The 18713-nt window shown below is 31.1% G+C and carries 16 protein-coding genes and 1 riboswitch; of the genes, 12 read left to right on the forward strand and 4 right to left on the reverse strand.

Annotated elements, in window-relative coordinates; translation table 11 throughout:
• Positions 1-91 precede the first annotated feature (91 nt).
• The 6 genes from AB4Y15_RS02400 to AB4Y15_RS02425 all read left to right on the forward strand — a co-directional run bounded on the left by AB4Y15_RS02400 (position 92) and on the right by AB4Y15_RS02425 (position 6023).
• The gene (locus AB4Y15_RS02400; RefSeq protein WP_427338234.1) at positions 92-1813 is read left to right on the forward strand and encodes a peptide-binding protein; all 1722 of its coding nucleotides are present in this window, start codon (positions 92-94) and stop codon (positions 1811-1813) included.
• Positions 1814-1961: 148 nt separating this feature from the next.
• Positions 1962-2924: an ABC transporter permease gene (locus tag AB4Y15_RS02405; protein WP_427338235.1), complete on the forward strand. Its 963-nt coding sequence runs from the start codon at positions 1962-1964 to the stop codon at positions 2922-2924.
• A gap of 21 nt (positions 2925-2945) precedes the next feature.
• Positions 2946-3848: an oligopeptide ABC transporter permease gene (gene opp4C, locus AB4Y15_RS02410; RefSeq protein ID WP_427338236.1), complete on the forward strand. Its 903-nt coding sequence runs from the start codon at positions 2946-2948 to the stop codon at positions 3846-3848.
• Positions 3849-3860: 12 nt separating this feature from the next.
• The gene (locus AB4Y15_RS02415) at positions 3861-4844 is read left to right on the forward strand and encodes an ABC transporter ATP-binding protein (RefSeq protein WP_427338237.1); all 984 of its coding nucleotides are present in this window, start codon (positions 3861-3863) and stop codon (positions 4842-4844) included.
• Positions 4844-5836: an ABC transporter ATP-binding protein gene (locus AB4Y15_RS02420; protein WP_427338238.1), complete on the forward strand. Its 993-nt coding sequence runs from the start codon at positions 4844-4846 to the stop codon at positions 5834-5836. The genes AB4Y15_RS02415 and AB4Y15_RS02420 overlap by 1 nt, the downstream gene beginning before the upstream one ends.
• A gap of 40 nt (positions 5837-5876) precedes the next feature.
• Positions 5877-6023, forward strand: a complete 147-nt coding sequence (locus AB4Y15_RS02425; protein WP_427338239.1) for a hypothetical protein — start codon at positions 5877-5879, stop codon at positions 6021-6023.
• Between the two features lie 23 nt (positions 6024-6046).
• On the opposite strand, the gene AB4Y15_RS02430 is transcribed toward AB4Y15_RS02425, so the two are convergent.
• On the reverse strand, positions 6047-7831 hold the full coding sequence (locus AB4Y15_RS02430) for a M3 family oligoendopeptidase (protein WP_427338240.1): 1785 nt from the start codon (positions 7829-7831) through the stop codon (positions 6047-6049).
• A 291-nt stretch (positions 7832-8122) separates the two neighbouring features.
• A riboswitch (cyclic di-GMP riboswitch) is annotated at positions 8123-8209 on the forward strand.
• Between the two features lie 91 nt (positions 8210-8300).
• Here AB4Y15_RS02430 and AB4Y15_RS02435 point away from each other — a divergent pair.
• Positions 8301-10346, forward strand: a complete 2046-nt coding sequence (locus tag AB4Y15_RS02435; protein WP_427338241.1) for a methyl-accepting chemotaxis protein — start codon at positions 8301-8303, stop codon at positions 10344-10346.
• Between the two features lie 15 nt (positions 10347-10361).
• Here the strand turns inward: AB4Y15_RS02435 and pepT are convergent, their stop codons facing one another.
• Positions 10362-11588, reverse strand: coding sequence for a peptidase T (gene pepT, locus AB4Y15_RS02440; RefSeq protein ID WP_427338242.1), 1227 nt, complete (start codon positions 11586-11588; stop codon positions 10362-10364).
• Between the two features lie 226 nt (positions 11589-11814).
• Here pepT and AB4Y15_RS02445 point away from each other — a divergent pair, with 226 nt between their 5' ends.
• The 5 genes from AB4Y15_RS02445 (at position 11815) to AB4Y15_RS02465 (ending at position 16963) form a co-directional block, all read left to right on the forward strand.
• Positions 11815-13533, forward strand: coding sequence for a glycosyl hydrolase family 18 protein (locus AB4Y15_RS02445; RefSeq protein ID WP_427338243.1), 1719 nt, complete (start codon positions 11815-11817; stop codon positions 13531-13533).
• Between the two features lie 81 nt (positions 13534-13614).
• Positions 13615-13782, forward strand: a complete 168-nt coding sequence (locus AB4Y15_RS02450; protein ID WP_427338244.1) for an aspartyl-phosphate phosphatase Spo0E family protein — start codon at positions 13615-13617, stop codon at positions 13780-13782.
• Between the two features lie 104 nt (positions 13783-13886).
• On the forward strand, positions 13887-14879 hold the full coding sequence (locus AB4Y15_RS02455) for an acyl-CoA dehydratase activase-related protein (RefSeq protein ID WP_427338245.1): 993 nt from the start codon (positions 13887-13889) through the stop codon (positions 14877-14879).
• Positions 14880-14881: 2 nt separating this feature from the next.
• Complete coding sequence (locus AB4Y15_RS02460) at positions 14882-15976, forward strand: acyl-CoA dehydratase activase-related protein (RefSeq protein ID WP_427338246.1); 1095 nt, start codon at positions 14882-14884, stop codon at positions 15974-15976.
• A gap of 15 nt (positions 15977-15991) precedes the next feature.
• Positions 15992-16963, forward strand: a complete 972-nt coding sequence (locus tag AB4Y15_RS02465) for an acyl-CoA dehydratase activase (protein WP_427338247.1) — start codon at positions 15992-15994, stop codon at positions 16961-16963.
• Positions 16964-17024: 61 nt separating this feature from the next.
• Here AB4Y15_RS02465 and AB4Y15_RS02470 read toward each other — a convergent pair whose 3' ends face one another.
• Both AB4Y15_RS02470 and AB4Y15_RS02475 read right to left on the reverse strand, forming a co-directional pair.
• Positions 17025-17807, reverse strand: a complete 783-nt coding sequence (locus AB4Y15_RS02470; protein ID WP_427338248.1) for a ZIP family metal transporter — start codon at positions 17805-17807, stop codon at positions 17025-17027.
• Positions 17808-17941: 134 nt separating this feature from the next.
• Complete coding sequence (locus tag AB4Y15_RS02475; RefSeq protein WP_427338249.1) at positions 17942-18682, reverse strand: CAP domain-containing protein; 741 nt, start codon at positions 18680-18682, stop codon at positions 17942-17944.
• Positions 18683-18713: the final 31 nt, after the last annotated feature.

An 18713-nucleotide genomic window follows, 5' to 3' on the forward strand; every position in this document is an offset into this window, starting at 1 on the left:
TTAAGAGTATTTTAAAATAAAAATAGTATAATCCTTGAAAAATACAAGGATTTATGCTAAAGAGCAAAATAAATAAGGGGGAGGATTTTATATGTTTAAGAAGTTATCAGTAATTTTATTAGTACTTGTGCTAGTCTTTTCTTTGACACTAGCAGGATGTACTAAAGATCAACCAACAGACAATCCTACGCAGCAGCAGACTGATAAAGATGCTAGTGAAGATACTAGTAAGAGTGAAGAAGAGCAAAAAGAAACTAGTAAAGATGATAAATATGGGGGAGTTGTAAGAAGGGCTATATGGAGTTCACCTCCAGGAGTACTACATCCATCACTTTATGAAGATACTTATGATGCTGCTATTATTAGTTTAATTTATGATTCTATGGTTACTATGAATCCTAATCTTGAGTATGAGCCAGCAATGGCAGAAAGATGGGAAGTATCAGATGATTCTAAAACAGTTACATTTTATTTAAGAGAAGGACTTAAGTGGCATGACGGTAAGCCTGTAACAGCTGAAGACGTTAAGTTTACATTTGAATTCATAGCTCATCCAGATTATACAGGACCTCGTTATTCAGATATAACTGCTATTGTAGGAGTAGAAGAATTCCATGAAGGAAAAGCAGATGACATATCAGGCATTAAAATAATAGATGAAAGAACTATAAGCTTTACTACTAAAGATGTTTATGCTCCTTTTATGTCAGATATAGGTGCAAGAGCTATAATACCTAAACATATATGGGAAAAGGTTCCTGTTGGTGAAGCATCAAAAGCTACAGAGTTATTAAGAAATCCTATAGGTTCCGGTCCATTCAAGATGAAGGAGTTTGCACCAGATCAATACTGTGAACTTGTTGCATTTGAAGACTATTGGGATGGAAGACCTTATTTAGATGGATTTATTATTCAAGTAGCAAATCAAGAAACTTCACTTGCTCAAATGGCTAATTTAGAAATAGATTTTATGGATATATCAAGTTTAAATGATGACGATGTAAAGTTCTTAGAAGATAATGGTGTTGTGGTTCAAGAGATAGTTTCAAATGGATATCAGTATATGGGATTAAATAACAGATTAGATATATTTAAAGATAAGAGGGTTCATCAAGCATTTGCTTATGCCATAAATCGTCAAGCTATAGTTGACAACTTGTTGGAAGGACATGGTACTGTAGCAAATGTTCCATTACCTCCTACTAGCTGGGCAGTACCAAAAACAGGAATTAACAAGTATGAATACAACCCACAAAAAGCTATAGAGCTTTTAAAAGAAGCTGGATGGGAATACAAAGATGGAAAGATGTATAGAAACGGAAAACCTGTTAAGTTAACACTTAAGTATCCAACAGGAAATAAGGTAAGAGAAAAATCTGCTCCTCTTATTCAGCAAAATCTTGCTGATATAGGTATTGAGGTTGAACTTATGATTATGGAATTTGATACATTAGCAACACAAGTATTTGATGAACACGACTTCGAAATGTATCTAATGGGTTGGGGACTTACTCCAGATCCAGATGCAAGAGGTATTTGGGGTTCTGATTTAGTAGGAAAAGGCGGATGGAATGCCGTTGGTTTTGTAAATAAGAAGAGTGATGAGTTGTTGGAAAAAGGAGTTAAATATCTAGAAATAGAAAAGAGAAAACCAATATATCAAGAATGGGCTAAACTTATGAATGAAGAACTGCCAGCTATATTCTTATATCATCAAAACGAAGGTAGAGCACTAAATCCTAAACTAAAAGGAACTCAAATCTTTACATTTGGGGACTATTATCAAGTGCATAAGTGGTATTATGAGAAATAAAACATAAAAATATAAGTAGACTTATGTTTACAGATTTAGTTAATAGCCCATATTGGGCTATTAATTAAATTTGTCTTTAAATTTTAAGAAATCATATACCTTGTAGTTGATTTTAAATTGAAGGTTTATTTAAAAGGAGGGTACGAACTTGAGAAAGTATATCATACGCAGGCTGTTAATTATGATACCAATCATGTTTGGGTTATCTATTATTTTATTTGCATTAATAAACAGCATGCCAGGAAATCCTTACCAACATATGATAAACCCCAAAATTAGGCCAGAAGACAAAGAGAGAATGCTTAAAGCCATAGGATATTATGATCCACTTCCAGTTAAATATGTAAAGTGGGTAGGTAGAGCAATTAAAGGTGATTTAGGGTATTCGATTAGATATAAGGTTCCTGTTACTGATGTAATAGGACGAAGAATAGGTAATACTTTTATTTTATCTCTTGCTGCTTTACTTTTAAGTACGATAATAGCTGTACCTATAGGAGTTATTTCTGCGACTAAACAGTATTCCATTTTTGATTATATAGTTACGATACTTGCATTTATAGGCATTTCTATACCTGCATTTTTCTTGGCTCTCCTATTGATTAAGTTTTTAGCATTTGATCTTGGATTATTTCCTATATCGGGAATTAGGACAGCAGGTGCTCATTATACAGGATTAAGAGCATTCCTAGACTTATTACATCATATGGCACTGCCTTTAATAGTTTTAACTTTACTCGAAATAGCGAGTACAATGAGGTATACACGTTCTAGTATGCTTGAAGTTATAAGACAAGACTATATTCGTACAGCTAGAGCAAAAGGTTTAAATGAAAAAGTTGTTATCTATAAACATGCACTTAGAAATGCACTTATACCAGTTGTAACTATATTGAGTTTGTCATTAGGATTTATATTATCAGGTGCAATTCTTACTGAAACTGTTTTTGCATGGCCAGGTATGGGAACTTTAATGTATCAAGGAGTATTAAATAGGGACTATCCTCTTATTATGGCAAGTAATATGCTTATTGCACTTTGTGTATTGATTGCTAATTTATTTGCTGATATAGTCTATGCATTTATAGATCCAAGAATAAGATACAGTTAAATGAAAAAGGGGGCGAGAAAAGTGGCAGATGCTAAATCAGTAGTAGAAAATAATAGATTTATACAATACGAAAAGGGAGTATCTCCTTGGCAACTTGCATTTGATAGACTCAAAAAAAATAAGTTAGCAATGTTTGGGTTTACGGTTTTAGCTATACTTGTTTTTTTAGCTATATTTGCACCGCTTGTTACAACACATGGTAGAGATACAATAGACCCATTAAGAGTGTTTGAACCGCCATCTAAAGAACATTGGTTAGGAACAGATGAATTAGGTAGAGATGTGTATACTAGATTAATTTATGGAGCAAGAGTTTCATTAAGTGTTGGACTAGTTTCAACTGGTATAGCAGCAGTTATTGGAGTTACACTAGGAGCTATAGCAGGTTATTTTGGAGGTTGGGTAGATAACTTTATAATGAGAATAGTAGATATTTTCTTGTGTTTTCCATTCTTTGTAATGGCTATTACAATGGCAGCTATACTTGGACCTAGTATATGGAATGTTATGCTTATAAGGGGAATTCTTAGTTGGACTGGAATAGCTAGACTAGTAAGGGCAGAAGTATTATCGCTTAAAGAAAGAGAGTTTATAGAGGCAGCAAGAGCACTTGGACTAAACTCTAAAGAGATAATTATTAATCATATATTACCTAATGTTTTTGCTCCTATTATTGTAGCTGTTACGCTTGGAATAGCTGGTGGTATATTAAGCGAAGCGGGCCTAAGTTTCTTGGGATTAGGAGTAAAACAGCCAAGGCCAAGTTGGGGTAATATGCTTTCGGCTGCACAGTCTATGCGTTCGCTTAGATTACATTGGTGGTTATGGATTCCTCCAGGAATATTGGTATTTATTACAGTATTGTCAATTAACCTTTTAGGTGATGGATTAAGAGATGCACTAGATCCAAAGTTAAAACAGTAGGAGGTGTAAGAGTTGTCAGAAATATTACTAAAAGTAGAGGGATTAAAGACAAGCTTCAATACATCGCATGGCAAGATTACAGCAGTTAATGATGTAGATTTTGTGGTTAAAAAGGGGAAAGTTTTAGGTATAGTAGGAGAGTCTGGATGCGGAAAAAGTGTTACATCACTTTCAGTAATGAGATTAGTTCCGAAACCAAATGGTTTTATAGAAAAGGGGAAAATATTTTTTGATGGGAAAGACCTTTTAAAACTTTTTGAAGATGAAATGAGAATGTTGAGAGGAAATGAAATTGCAATGATATTCCAAGAGCCAATGACCGCATTAAATCCTGTGTTTTCTATAGGAGATCAAATTGGGGAAGTTTTAGAACTTCATTTAAATTTAAAAGGTAAACAAAATAGAGAGAAATGTATCGAGCTTTTAAAAATGGTTGGTATACCTAGAGCGGAGAAGGTTATAGATGAGTATCCTCATCAGTTAAGTGGAGGAATGAGGCAAAGAGTAATGATAGCCATGGCATTGAGTTGTAATCCTAAACTATTAATAGCAGACGAACCAACAACAGCATTAGATGTTACAATACAGGCACAAGTTCTCGATCTAATTAGAAAATTAAAGGACGAATTTAAAACAGCGATTATGTTTATAACTCATGACTTAGGTGTTATAGCAGAGATGGCAGATGATGTAGTAGTTATGTATGCTGGCAAAATTGTAGAGGAAGCAAATGTTATCGATTTATTTAAAAATCCAAAGCATCCATATACAATAGGATTACTTAATTCAAGACCTTCTTTAATAGGTAAAGACGAAAAATTAAAGTGTATAAGAGGTATGGTTCCAAGTTTATTTAATATGCCAAAAGGATGTGCTTTTGAACCAAGATGCGATTATGCTATGGATATTTGTAAAGAAAAGATGCCCGAACTAGTAGAAATAAAATCTGGACACAAGGTGAGATGCTGGCTACATAGTAAAGGGGGTACCAAGTAGTGACAGACAATATAATAGAAATTAAAAATCTGAAAAAATATTTTCCAATTACAGGTGGAGTATTATCGAGAAAAATAGGAGATGTCAAAGCTGTTGATGGTATTTCTTTTGAGATAAAAAGAGGGGAAGTTTTTGGATTAGTTGGAGAATCAGGATGCGGCAAATCAACGACAGGGAGGACTATTTTGAGACTACTTAATCCTACAGCGGGTTCAGTTAAATTTGAGGGAAAGGTAATATTTGACGTTGAGAAAAAAAAGTATATGAACAAAGAAGAAATGAGACGGCTTAGAAAAGATATGCAGATAATTTTCCAAGATCCATATGCTTCTTTAGATCCGCGGATGAATGTTGGTTCAATAGTATCAGAAGGTTTAAAGAAACATGGTATTGCAAAAGGAAAAGAAGCAATAGATTTAGCTAAAGAATTATTAGAATTATGTGGACTAAGAGCTGCTTATATAAATAAATATCCACATGAGTTTAGTGGAGGACAGAGACAGAGGATAGGCATAGCAAGGGCATTAGCTTTGAAACCAAAGTTTATAGTATGTGATGAGCCTATAGCGGCACTAGATGTTTCAATTCAAGCTCAGGTTTTAACGTTAATGCAGGAGCTTAAGGAACAGTTCGGCTTAACTTATCTTTTTATATCACACGATTTAAGTGTTGTAAAATACTTCTGTGATCGTATAGGAGTTATGTACTTAGGTAATTTTGTTGAAATTGCTGTTAGTGAAAATCTATTTGCAAATCCATTGCATCCATATACGAAAGCTTTGTTATCAGCAGTACCTATTTCAGATCCAACGGTTAAAAAGGAAAGAATTATATTAGAGGGAGATGTACCGAGTCCAGCAAATCCTCCAAAAGGATGTAAATTCCATACAAGATGTCAATATGTAAAAGATATATGTAAAGAGCAAGTACCTCAATTAAAAGAAGTAGAATCAGGACATTTTGTTGCATGCCATTTTGTTGATAAAATGTAGTTTATTAAATAATATTTGTAAATAAATGGTGGTGTTATAAATGGATAAAAATGATGATGTACGTTTAGGCTGGAGAGATGTAATAGCTCTTACGATAGCTATGTATAGAATAGTAATACCAAGAGTATTATCCATAGCAGCGGGTTTATTATTTATTATTCTATTAATAGAATTTTTTATAAAATAGAGTCAAGGAACTATTCCTTGACTCTATAGTATATTTGATTTGCTTAATTCGATAAACTTTTCAATATCCTTTTCAATTAACTTCAAAGAGCTTCTCCAAAAATCTACTGACCTTATATCTATGCCCATTAATTTTGCTACATCTACAGCATTATTTTTTCCTGTAGCTGCAAGCAAGTTATCATACTCTTCAACAAATGCTTCTCCCTTTTTTAAATATTCTGCATATAATCCAGTTGCAAACAACAATCCAAAAGCATATGGGAAGTTATAGAAGTTATAAGCGGCTTCATAGTAATGCGGTTTACAAACCCACATATATGGATGTAAGTAATTTTCATCTAAACCATCACCGTAAGCTTCTTTTTGAGCATCTAACATAAGTTCTTTTAGTTCTCTTACAGATAGGGCATGGTCTTTTCTTTTCTCAAATAAGTTAGATTCAAATAAGAAACGGCTGTAAATATCAACGATAACTTGTCCTGCATCAGAGATAGATTGTTCTAATATCCAAAAAGCCTCTTTTTCAGTAGCTTCTTTTAATGCAGCATTTTTTACTATAGTCTCGCAGAAGATAGAAGCTGTTTCAGCTAATGGCATAGGGTAGTCGCTATTTAATATACTTTCATCCTTTAAACAATCTCCATGGTAGCCGTGACCTAATTCATGAGCAAGTGTTATAACATCGCTGAAACTGCCAGTAAAATTAGATAAAATCCTACTTTGTTTTATAGGATGAAGGTTTGAACAGAACGCTCCTCCTCTTTTACCTTCTCTTGGTTCTGCATCTATCCATCTATTTTTGAACGCAGTATCAGCAAATGTAGCTAATTTTTCACTAAAGCTTCTAAAATTCTTTACTATATAATCCTTAGCCTCATCATATGTAAAATTCATATCAATTTCTCCCATAGGAGCAAATAGTTCATAGAAAGGAAGACCGTTATTATAGCCTAGAAGTTCAGCCTTTCTTTTGTAGTATTTTCTAAAAGTAGGTAAACTTTCTTTTATTGCAGAAAGCATAGCATCTAGTGTTTCTCTATCCATTCTCGAGTCAATTAGTGTCATATTTAATGGGGAACTATATCCTCTCATTTCACATATAGTAAGGACTTCACCTTTTATACCATTAAGGCATGCTGCTGAAGATTCTTCTATTTTTTTGTATGCTTTCAATTCAGCTTCATAGGCTGTTTTTCTAATATTAGGATCTTTGTCGTATGCCATATTTCTTACAATAGGAAGTGGAAGCTGTTTTTCTTCTCCGTCAACATTAATATCTACAAGGAGAGTTGATGTAAGTATATTTTGAAGTTTTGTCCAGGCATTTGAGCCTGTATTAGACATTTTAGCAATTAATATTTCTTCTTCATCACTAAGTAGATATTTTGCTTTATTATAAATTTCTTTTAGATAGAATTCATGTTCTTTTAAAATATCAGATGATGAGATTATTTCATCAAGATTTTCTATAGAGCTTAACCATCTTTGAAATTTAACTGTTGGCTTTGTTAGTTCAGTTATTTTAGTCTGAAGTTTATCAATAACCATTAAAGCTTTTTCATTTTTAGCATCAACACTTGAAGTAAGCTCTGCAAATGACATTAGCTTTTCAAAAAGAGTATTTAGTTCTATTTGTATGTTTATATATTCCTCTATTTTTTGCATTGTATTGTCTTTAGTATTGAGGTTAACTTCAGCCCAATCATTAATTTTTTTAATAACACTATTAAGTTTTTCCATGTCATTGATGAAATTTTCTGATTCAAAAGATGTATATAACTCATCTAAGCTCCACCTTAAATCCATAACTATACCTCCTTATTTTTAGAATATTTTAACAGTTTATTTTAATAATATATCTTTTTATCTAATATTTCAATATATAATAATATTTATAAATTATAATATATCATAATTGTTCTATAAAAGATTTAAAAGAAAATAAAATGACAAAGAAGAATGAATATAAATTATATAATAGAAAATTCAACAAAAAAATTGACGAAAAAAAGGAATTTGTTTGCTTGGTGTAGAATATATAAAATGACATTTATAACATTTATAAGCAGGTTAAAAGTATCAATTGAATATTGAATAGTACGATAAAGGCAAACCTATCGAAAGGTAGGGACGCAAAGTCATGGGTCTAAGGGACATATGTCCTAAGATTGCCAGACTGCCGATATAAGTTGGAAATATATCAAAGGCAGAACTATACCCATGAGTATAGTTTTTTTTTTGAAAAATAAAAGGGGAAAGGAGAATTATATTGAAAATGGAAAATATTTTTAGAAGTGTAAGATTTAAATTACTATCAATTTTTATGGTAGTAATCATATTACCTTTAAGCCTATTAGGTTATTTTACTTACCGGAAATCTTTTGAAATATTAGAGGGTAATTTTAGAATTACTACACAACAAAATATAGACGGAGTTAATAAATATTTAAATGAGCATTTAACAAGGATGGAGAAATTAGTTTCAATATTAGCTGATAATGTGAGTTTTAAGAATATAGATAATAAGAATATTGTTTTTAATCAAGAAAATATGATATACGAAGAGAATTTGAATAATGAAAAGCTAGTTATGGAGTTATTAAAAAGTGTTAAGGAAAATAATCTTGAGATAATGAACATATATTTTGGTACAGAAAGTGGAGATATGTATATATACCCAAATGTAAAGTTACCAAATAATTATAACCATAAGACTAGACCATGGTATAAGATAGCTTTAGAAAACAAAGGCAAAGTAATGTGGACAAAGCCTTATAAAGATGCAGTTACAGGTGAAGTAGCTATAACAGTATCTAAAACTGTTATAAATAATGGTAATGTTGTAGGAGTTATAGGTATAGGTATGAATCTTAAGCATTTATCAGAAAAGCTATCGGGTATAGCTGTTGGTAAAAAAGGATATGTTTTTGTTACGGATGAAAATGGTACTCTTATAGCATATCCTGATCCAAAACAAATAGGTAATAGTGATATGATTCCTAAGTTAGAATTTTGGCCGACTGCGAAGACAAATAATAGAGGATTTTCAAAATATGTTTTTGAAGGAAAGAATAAATTTTTAAGTTTTACAACAAATGAAAAAACAGGCTGGAAACTCATGGCTTCTATGGAGGAAAATGAATTACTACAAGATACAGATATAATAAAGCATTTTGTATTATATGGTATATTAATAGGGATAATATTAGCAGTTATTATTTCGTTAATTATATCAGGGAAAGTAGCTAAACAGTTGAATAAAGTCAAAGTAGCTATTGAAAAGGCTTCGACAGGAGATTTAACGTCAAAAGCAGAATTGAAGACAAAAGATGAATTTGGTCAAATAGCGAACAGCTTTAATAATATGATTGATAATATAAGTAATTTGATTAAAGAAGTTAAGAAGGCTTCAAATACTGTTTATGAAGCATCAGAATCTTTAGCTGCAACAACGCAGCAAGCAACAATAGCATCTGATGAAATAGCTAAGACAATAGAGGAAGTTGCAAAAAGTACTACAGAGCAGGCTAAAGATACTGAAAAAGGTTCTTTTAATGCTAATGAATTAGCAAAAGCTATAGATATAGTACTTAATACAACAGAAAAAATGAATAACATTTCAAAAGAAACGAGCGAACTTAGCAATGATGGATTAGAGCAAGTCAAAGTGCTAATAGAAAAAACAAGAGAAAATAGTAAAGCAGCTATGAGAGTGAATGAGATAGTTCAAAAAGTAGATAAGAGTTCAGAAGAAATTGGAGTAATTACTGATACAATATCACAAATAGCAGAACAGACAAATCTTCTCGCTCTAAATGCAGCTATAGAAGCCGCAAGAGCAGGAGAACAAGGGAAAGGATTTGCAGTTGTTGCTGAGGAAATAAGAAAATTGGCAGAACAATCATCAAAAGCAGCAGAAGAAATAAAGGCTTTAATAGAAGGTATACAAAATCAATCAAAAATTGCTGTAGATGCAATGGCAAATGCAAGAGTTATTGTTGAAGAGCAAGATTTAGCAGTATTAGAAACTGAAAAAATATTTAATAAAATATTAATTTCTATAAGAAATTTAGTTGACAAAGTTTCAGAAATAAAAGAATATAACTATGATATGGCTAAAAAGAAAAACGAAATACTAGATATTATATCAAATATTTCAGCCGCTGCACAACAAACAGCAGCTGCAACTCAGCAAGTGTCAGCATCTACAGAAGAACAGTTAGCTTCTATGGAAACTATTTCTTCACATACTCAAGATTTAAAAGCTCTAGCAGATAAATTACAAGAAATAGTTAATGAATTTAAAGTAAACGAGGGCTAATTTAAGCCCTCTAATTTATTTCATTGCATATATTTCTACAATTTTTAAAATAACTTCAACTGCTTTTTCCATTGCAAATGTTGGTATATATTCATATCTTCCATGGAAGTTATGTCCTCCAGTAAATATATTAGGAGTAGGAAGTCCCATAAAAGATAATCTTGCTCCGTCTGTACCACCTCTGATAGGTACAATTACAGGAGTAACTTCTGCGGCTTTCATAGCTTCAATTGCAGTATCTACAACATGTTTTACCTCTTCAATTTTTTCTTTCATATTATAATATTGGTCTTTTATTTTTATTTCAACGGTATTGTCACCGTATTTATCATTTAATCTATTGGCAATTTCTTCTACTAATTTTTTTCTCTTTTCAAAATTATTTTTATCAAAATCTCTGATTATGTAATAGAGTTCAGTTTTTTCAACACTTCCTTTTATTGAAATTAGATGATAGAAGCCTTCATATCCTTGTGTGTGTGCAGGAGTTTCAGTTTCAGGAAGCATATTTATAAATTCATTTGCAATAAGCATTGAGTTTTTCATTTTATTTTTAGCACTACCAGGGTGTATGTTTATACCATTTATATATATTCTTGCACTTGCTGCATTGAAATTTTCGTATTCAAGTTCTCCTATTGCACCACCGTCTATTGTGTAAGCAAAGTCAGCATTAAATTTTTTCACATCAAAATGATCTGCACCTCTACCCACTTCTTCATCAGGAGTAAAAGCAATACGAATAGTACCATGCGGTATTTCAGGATGATTTATTAAGTATTCCATTGCAGTAATTATTTCTGCAATTCCAGCTTTATCATCTGCTCCAAGAAGTGTATTGCCATCGGTAGTTATGATGTCTTTACCTATGTAATTTTTCAATTCAGGGTAATCTTTAGGAGACAAAATTATATTTTTTTCTTTGTTAAGGATGATATCTTTGCCATCATAATTTTTTACTATTTGAGGGTTAACATTTTTTCCAGGCATTTCTGGGCTTGTATCCATATGAGCTATAAAACCTATAGTTGGTATATTTTTTTCTATATTAGCAGGAAGTGTAGCCATTACATAACCGTTTTCGTCTACAGAAACGTTTTCTAATCCTATATCTTCTAATTCTTTAGCAAGTTCTTTAGCAAAAACCATTTGACCATCTGTAGTTGGAACGGTATTAGATTCTTCATTAGATCTTGTGTCATACTTCACGTATTTTAAAAACCTCTCTACAACTTTTGACATGTTAAACCTCCTTAGTAAATATTATAATATTTATATATTCTAAAAATATTATACTTCTATTTAACTAATATTAAAAGTATTAGATATTTTATTGTCAGCCACTTTTTATGTTTATGCCTGAAGATATAATACAATGCGAAACATATTTCCCTTGAATTTCCTATAGAAATTTTTAAATATATTGGTATAATGTAAATAGATGTAAATAAGGGGTTGGGAGGATTTTATGCTAAAAAAAGGACTAATATTTGTATTTGTGGTTACTATTATGACAGTTTTATCTGTATTAGGATTATTATATTTTAAATCATATGAGCCCCAGAATGTTGCTAATGCCTATCTCCAAAATGAAGTTAATATTGTGATAGAAGATATGGCACTTAAATCAGATATATATTCCGTGATAGAAGGCGATAGAATATATATTCCTGTTGAGATTATAAAAGAGTATTTAAATTCAGATATTGTGTTAGATGAAGATGATAATAGATTATATTTAGAAATTAAAAATCCTATATTTAAGCTTGAGACAAAAAAGTTGGATAATATGATTAGAAATGGTATAAAGCTGAATTTTCTTACAGTTAATATAGATGGTAAACAGTATTTAAATATTCGAGGGCTTGAGAAAATATTTGATATAAATGTAAGTTATATTGAAGAAACCAATACTTTAATAATAGATAGACTCAAAGATATTATTAAAGTTGGGAAGATTAAGTCTAATACCTATCTTAGACCTAAAAAGTCTTCTTTTAGTTTTGTAATGGACAAGCTTCAGGAGGGCGATAAAGTAATAGTTTTTGAAGAAGATGGAAAATGGTTTAAGGTAAGGACACAAAAAGGCTATGTAGGATATGTTCTAAATAAGATAGTTGATGTCAAAACAGAAAATGTGAAGATAGACAGAAAAATTAATAATGTTAGACAGAATGTGAAGATAGATGGAAAAATAAATTTAGTTTGGGATTATGTATATAAGTATTCTAAAGATTTATCAAAAGAAAATAAGATAGAAGGGCTGAATGTAATAGCTCCAACATGGTTTTCAATTGACTCAAATGGGTATATAATAAATAATGGAGACTTTAGTTATGTTAACCAAGCTCATAAAAAGGGATACAGAGCATGGGCTCTTATAGACAATCAATTTAATAGGGATTTAACAAAACAATTTTTAAAAAGTAGACAAGTACAAGAGAATTTAATAAAACAACTAGTTGTATATTCAAGTATATATAATCTAGATGGAATAAATATAGATTTTGAAAATGTATATTATGAAGATAAAGATAGATTAACAGAGTTTGTAAAAAAACTTACTGAGGCTTTAAAGCAGCAAAACATAATAGTTTCTATGGACATGACTGTACCTTCAGCAAATCCAAATTGGTCTAAGTTTTATGATAGAGAAAAATTGAGCAAAATATTAGATTACTGTATAGTTATGACTTATGATGAACATTGGGCAACAAGTCCTAAAAGTGGTTCTGTAGCTTCAATAGGATGGGTAATAAAAGGAATAGAAAACAGCTTAAAGTATATACCAGAAGAAAAATTAATAATGGGATTACCTTTCTATACAAGAGAATGGGAGGAATATAAAGACAATAAAGGAAGGCTTAGAGTTAAATCAAAGGTATTAACTATGAAAGATGTAGAAAAGATAATAAAAGAGAACAGTCTAGAAGTAATTTGGCTCAAGGAATCAGGGCAGTATTATACGGAGTACTTTAGAAATGGGAAAAAGTATAGAATATGGATAGAAGATGATAAATCTATAGAGCTTAAAGCCAAATTGATTTACAGATATAATTTGGCAGGCGTTGCAAGTTGGAGAAAGGGATTTGAAAAAGAAAGTATTTGGACAGTTTTAAATAATATTATAGAATCGGATAATAAAGGTATTGGCATTTCTGTTGTTAATTTTAATGGATTGAATTAAAATATAAAAAAATATCATTTACAAGTTATGTATATTTTCTAGTATTTGGTCAAACGAATTTGATTTAGAAGGGGAAGTTGTATGGCTTATAATACGAATAGAGAAAAATTAAAGAATATAATTGAAGAGAAACGCCAAGAACTTAATGAGCTTCTATCCAAAAAAGATATAGACAAAAATAGAGTTTTAGAATTGAGTATGCAATTAGATGAATTGATATATAAATATTATTGTGCTGATGAAGATTAAATAGATAAAATATGTTTTATTTTTTTTTGATATAATATTTTAAGAGATGCAGTATAGTGGTATTAGGGGAATAATTTAGTTACTTCAGATTGGGGGGAAGATAAGTGAAAATTGGAATTCCAAAAGCACTTCTATATTATTACTATGGACCTTTTTGGGAGACTTTTTTTGAAGAGCTTGGAATGGAAGTTGTAGTTTCAGAGGACACGAATAAGAAACTTATAAATGAAGGTATAAAGGCATCTGTACCTGAAATATGTGTTCCTATAAAAATTTTTATAGGGCATTGTATTGATTTAACAAAAAAAGATGTAGATTATATATTTGTGCCACGAATGGTTTCTATATATAAAGGAGAGGTATTTTGTCCTAAATTTATGGGGCTTCCAGATATGCTTATACATGGAGTAGAAGGAATGGAAGGCAAAATACTTACCTGTCATATAAAATCGAAAAGTGATGATATATCAGATTATAAGAATTATATTAATATTGCTGAAAAACTTAAGATATCGCAAGATAAGTTAAAAAAGGCTTGTGAGATTGCATCAGAAAAATGGTATAGATTTAGAGAGTATAATAAAAAAGGATATCATATTTTAGAAGCTATTGATATGGTTAATAACAATATTAAATTAGAAAGCATGAAAAAATCTGATAGTGATGTGAAATTAGGTATATTAGGTTATGTATATAATATGTATGATGGTTTTGTTAATATGAATATAATAGATAAGTTAAAAGATCTAAATGTTGATTTTATAACTTTTGATATGATAGATGAAAGCGAATTAAGAAAATATATTGATGATATGGATAAGGTATTATTTTGGACATTTAGTAATAAACTTTTAGGGGCAGGGTATAAATTTTTTAGAGAAAATGAAGTAGATGGTATAATACATATAACAGCATTTGGTTGTGGTCCAGATTCATTTTTAGGAAAACTCTTTGAAATAGAGTCAGATGATACAAAGATACCTTTTATGACTATAAGAGTAGATGAGCATACAGGTGAAAATCATCTGCAAACGAGAATTGAAGCTTTTGTAGACATGATAAGAAGAAAAAAAGCAAAGGCAGTAATGGGGGGATAAAATTGAAAGTAACATTTCCTTATATGGGGACAGTAATTGTTTATAAAAAGCTTTTAGAACTTCTAGGTCATGAAGTTGTAGTTCCTCCAAGACCGTCTCAAAAAACGATAGATTTAGGTGTTAAATATAGCCCAGAATTTGCTTGTTTCCCATTTAAGGTTATAATGGGGAGTTATATAGAGGCTTGTGAAATGGGAGTAGATACTATTGTAACAAGTGGTGGGCATGGTCCTTGTAGAGCTGGTTTCTATGGTGAAATTCATAAAAGGATTTTACACAGAATGGGCTATGATGTAGATGTAATTATATTCGATGCAATAAATAGGGACAAGGATAGATTTATGGAAAATGTAAAGAAAATTAAAGGTAAAAATTCATGGCTTAAATTATCCAAGGCGGTAAAATTTACTTATGATTTATTGAAGCAAATAGATGTTTTTGATAAGGAAATACATAGAATAAAACCGTATGAAGAAGTACCTGGTTCTGCATACAGGGCTTGGCAGGAAATACAAAAAGAATTTGATTTGGCATATGATAAGAAACAATTGAAAAAGGCTGTCGATAGGAGTAGAGAAATAATAAATTCCATTCGTTTAAAGAAAGTTGATGAAAGAGAGAAAATAAGGATTGGAATAGTAGGAGAAATTTATGTTGTTATGGAGCCATCTATAAACATGGAAATAGAAAAGATTTTAGGAGAACTAGGATGTGAAGTAGAAAGATCTCAATACCTATCTGAGTGGGTTGATTTTAATCTTATTCCTAGTTTTTTAAAGAAAACGCATGAAGAAGAAGTATTGAAGAAAGGTGAAAAGTATATAGAGATAATTATAGGTGGTCATGCAAAGCAAACAGTCGGTTTTATTGTTGATTTTAAAGACAGAGGATTTGATGGAGTAATTCATTTGATGCCTTTTGCTTGCTTACCTGAGCTTGTGTCTCAGAGTATAATACCTAAAATATCTAAAGAGCATGATATACCGGTCCTTACTTTATCTATAGATGAACAGACTGGTAAAGCAAATAATTTAACGAGAATAGAAGCCTTTATAGATTTAATAAGAAATAGAAAATTAGGTAAGTTTGTAGTTTAGAAGGGGGATGCCAAAATGGTCAGGGCTTATATAGGTATTGACGTGGGTTCAGTAAGTACAAATATTATAGCACTTGATGAAAATAATGAAGTTTTATTTAAGTTGTATGAAAGGACAAATGGTCAGCCATTAGAAACTATTAAAAAAGGATTAAAAAAATTAAGAGATGAATTAGGAAAAAATATTGTTGTAAGTGGAGTAGGTACTACTGGAAGTGGTAGACAACTTGCAGGAGTTATGATTGGTGCAGATATTGTTAAAAATGAGATTACAGCTCATGCTGTAGCTACTGTCCACTATGTTCCAGATGTTAGAACAATTTTTGAAATAGGAGGACAGGATTCAAAAATAATTCTAATAAAAGACCAGATGGTTGTGGATTTTGCAATGAATACCGTATGTGCGGCAGGTACAGGTTCGTTTTTAGATCATCAAGCAGAGAGGTTAGGAATACCTATAGAAGAATTTGGGAAACTTGCTTTGACTTCAAAAAATGATGTAAGAATAGCAGGAAGATGTACTGTATTTGCAGAGTCAGATATGATAGCAAAGCAACAATATGGATTTTCTAAAGCTGATATAATAAAGGGATTATGTAATGCATTAGTGAGAAATTATATAAATAATTTAGGCAGGGGCAAAAAACTAGAACCTCCATATGTCTTTCAAGGAGGAGTAGCGGCTAATGTTGGCATAAAAGCTGCTTTTGAAAGAGAAGTAGGACATGAAGTAATAGTACCAAAATATTATAATGTGATGGGAGCAATAGGTGCAGCCCTATTAGCTAAAGAAGCAGTAAAAGAAAAAGGAAAAACTAATTTTAGAGGTTTTGACTCACTTAAAACTAATTTTGTTCCTTCGAGTTTTATTTGTACTGGATGTTCAAATATGTGTGAAGTTATCAAAGTCGAAATGGATGGAACACCTATAGCTATGTGGGGCGACAGATGTGGTATGTGGACAGAAAAAGTAAAACAGGCGATATAAAAGAGTCTTCGACTCCTAACCTCGGGCTAAAGCCCGAGGTATTAAAATAAGTAGATTCTTTTTATCCTAAAGTTACATCTAAGAACATCATGACAACAAAACCTATAAGCACCCCATAGGTAGCTAATCTTTCAAATCCGTTTCTATGAGTTTCTGGTATAATTTCATCGCTAATTACAAACAACATGGCCCCTGCGGCAAAAGCTAATGCTAAAGGAAGAATTGGTTTAGCAATTTGTACTAACAAAACACCAACAAGTCCACCAATTGGCTCAACTAGTCCAGTAAGTAGTGCAATAAAGAAAGCCTTAGATTTAGAATATTTTTCTCTAAAAAGTGCTAGAGCTACAGCTAATCCTTCAGGTATATTTTGTAATCCTATACCTAATGCAAGTATAATACCATCATTTATGTTTCCATCACCAAAACCTACACCTACTGCAAGACCTTCAGGGAAGTTATGTATAGTTATGGCTATAATAAATAACCATATTTTTGAAAATGATGATGATATACCTTCTTTTCGGTTGTCCAATAAATGTACATGTGGCAAATATTTATCGGTAATATCTATGAATATACCACCAAGCAAGATACCAAATAATGTAATAAAAGCACCCTTAGTTCCTCCACCACCATATTCAATTGAAGGTACTATTAAAGAAAAGGAAGTAGCAGCTAGCATTACACCAGCAGCAAAGCCCAACATTATATCTAACATTTTGTTAGATATTTTTCTTGTAAAAAAAATAGGTATAGCTCCTAAACCAGTGGCTGTACCAGCCAATATACTAGCAATTATTCCAATTGTTATTACATTTTGAGAGTTAAATATACTACTCAAAAACATTCCCCCTTTTTTATTACCTAGTAAAGTATAAATTTTTTGAGATGAAAAGTTATTTTTAAAGCTAGAGATATTTATACCCATGATACAAGATATGTATCAAAAAAATAATAAGCACAGTCAAGCTGTGCTTACTTAGGTTTACTTATAAACATTTCAGTAATTATGTTTCCATATTTGCTACTTTTTTCAATTCCAACACCTATATGAGTGAAATTAGGATTTAAGATATTATCTCTATGACCTTTAGAATTCATTAAAGAATTGTGAGCGTTCTCTATTGAACGATTTGCTGCAATATTTTCACCTGCTGCTAAAAATTTAATCCCGAAATTTTTCATCATGTCAAATGGACTGCCGTAAGTAGGAGAATAATGGCTGAAATAATTATTTTTTTCCATGTCCTGCGATTTAATTCTAGCTACTCTAGTAAGTTCTTTGTCGACTTGTAAAGGTTTCAAATTTCTTTTAATTCTTTCATTGTTTATTAAGGTTACCATTCTCTGTTCTTCATCTGTAAGCCTATAAACTTCCTTAATTTGTTTTTCTTCATTTTCTACAACAACAGGTTTAGCATTGTTTGAGGCTACACAGCCAACCTTATTATTAGGAAGTTTTACTACATACCAATTTCCAAATTTGCCTATAACATCTACTATATCTCCTTTATTTAATTTTCCTACTACTGGAAAATTTGTTCCCTTGCCAGACCGTACATTGCAATTATTAGTAGTTATTTTAATATTTTCAACATCTGCAGTATCAAATATTGAAGAAGTTTTGCTTTGTGTTTGTGTAGGTTTTTTACTTGGAGAAGTACAGGACACTAAAAAAAGTGATAAAATTAACAATATAACAAATGTTCTTTTCATTTTCATACCTCCATATAAAAATAGTTTAAAT

The organism is Caloranaerobacter longqiensis (assembly GCF_050286925.1).
In the GTDB taxonomy this organism is placed as follows: domain Bacteria; phylum Bacillota; class Clostridia; order Tissierellales; family Thermohalobacteraceae; genus Caloranaerobacter.

What these genes read in the sequence shown, in the direction of transcription:
- AB4Y15_RS02430 (WP_427338240.1), bottom strand. Translation starts at nt 7,831, where the DNA reads ATGGATTTAAGGTGGAGCTTAGATGAGTTATATACATCTTTTGAATCA.
- AB4Y15_RS02475 (WP_427338249.1), bottom strand. Translation starts at nt 18,682, where the DNA reads ATGAAAAGAACATTTGTTATATTGTTAATTTTATCACTTTTTTTAGTG.
- AB4Y15_RS02465 (WP_427338247.1), top strand. Translation starts at nt 15,992, where the DNA reads ATGGTCAGGGCTTATATAGGTATTGACGTGGGTTCAGTAAGTACAAAT.
- AB4Y15_RS02425 (WP_427338239.1), top strand. Translation starts at nt 5,877, where the DNA reads ATGGATAAAAATGATGATGTACGTTTAGGCTGGAGAGATGTAATAGCT.
- AB4Y15_RS02445 (WP_427338243.1), top strand. Translation starts at nt 11,815, where the DNA reads ATGCTAAAAAAAGGACTAATATTTGTATTTGTGGTTACTATTATGACA.
- AB4Y15_RS02400 (WP_427338234.1), top strand. Translation starts at nt 92, where the DNA reads ATGTTTAAGAAGTTATCAGTAATTTTATTAGTACTTGTGCTAGTCTTT.
- AB4Y15_RS02435 (WP_427338241.1), top strand. Translation starts at nt 8,301, where the DNA reads ATGGAAAATATTTTTAGAAGTGTAAGATTTAAATTACTATCAATTTTT.
- AB4Y15_RS02450 (WP_427338244.1), top strand. Translation starts at nt 13,615, where the DNA reads ATGGCTTATAATACGAATAGAGAAAAATTAAAGAATATAATTGAAGAG.
- pepT (WP_427338242.1), bottom strand. Translation starts at nt 11,588, where the DNA reads ATGTCAAAAGTTGTAGAGAGGTTTTTAAAATACGTGAAGTATGACACA.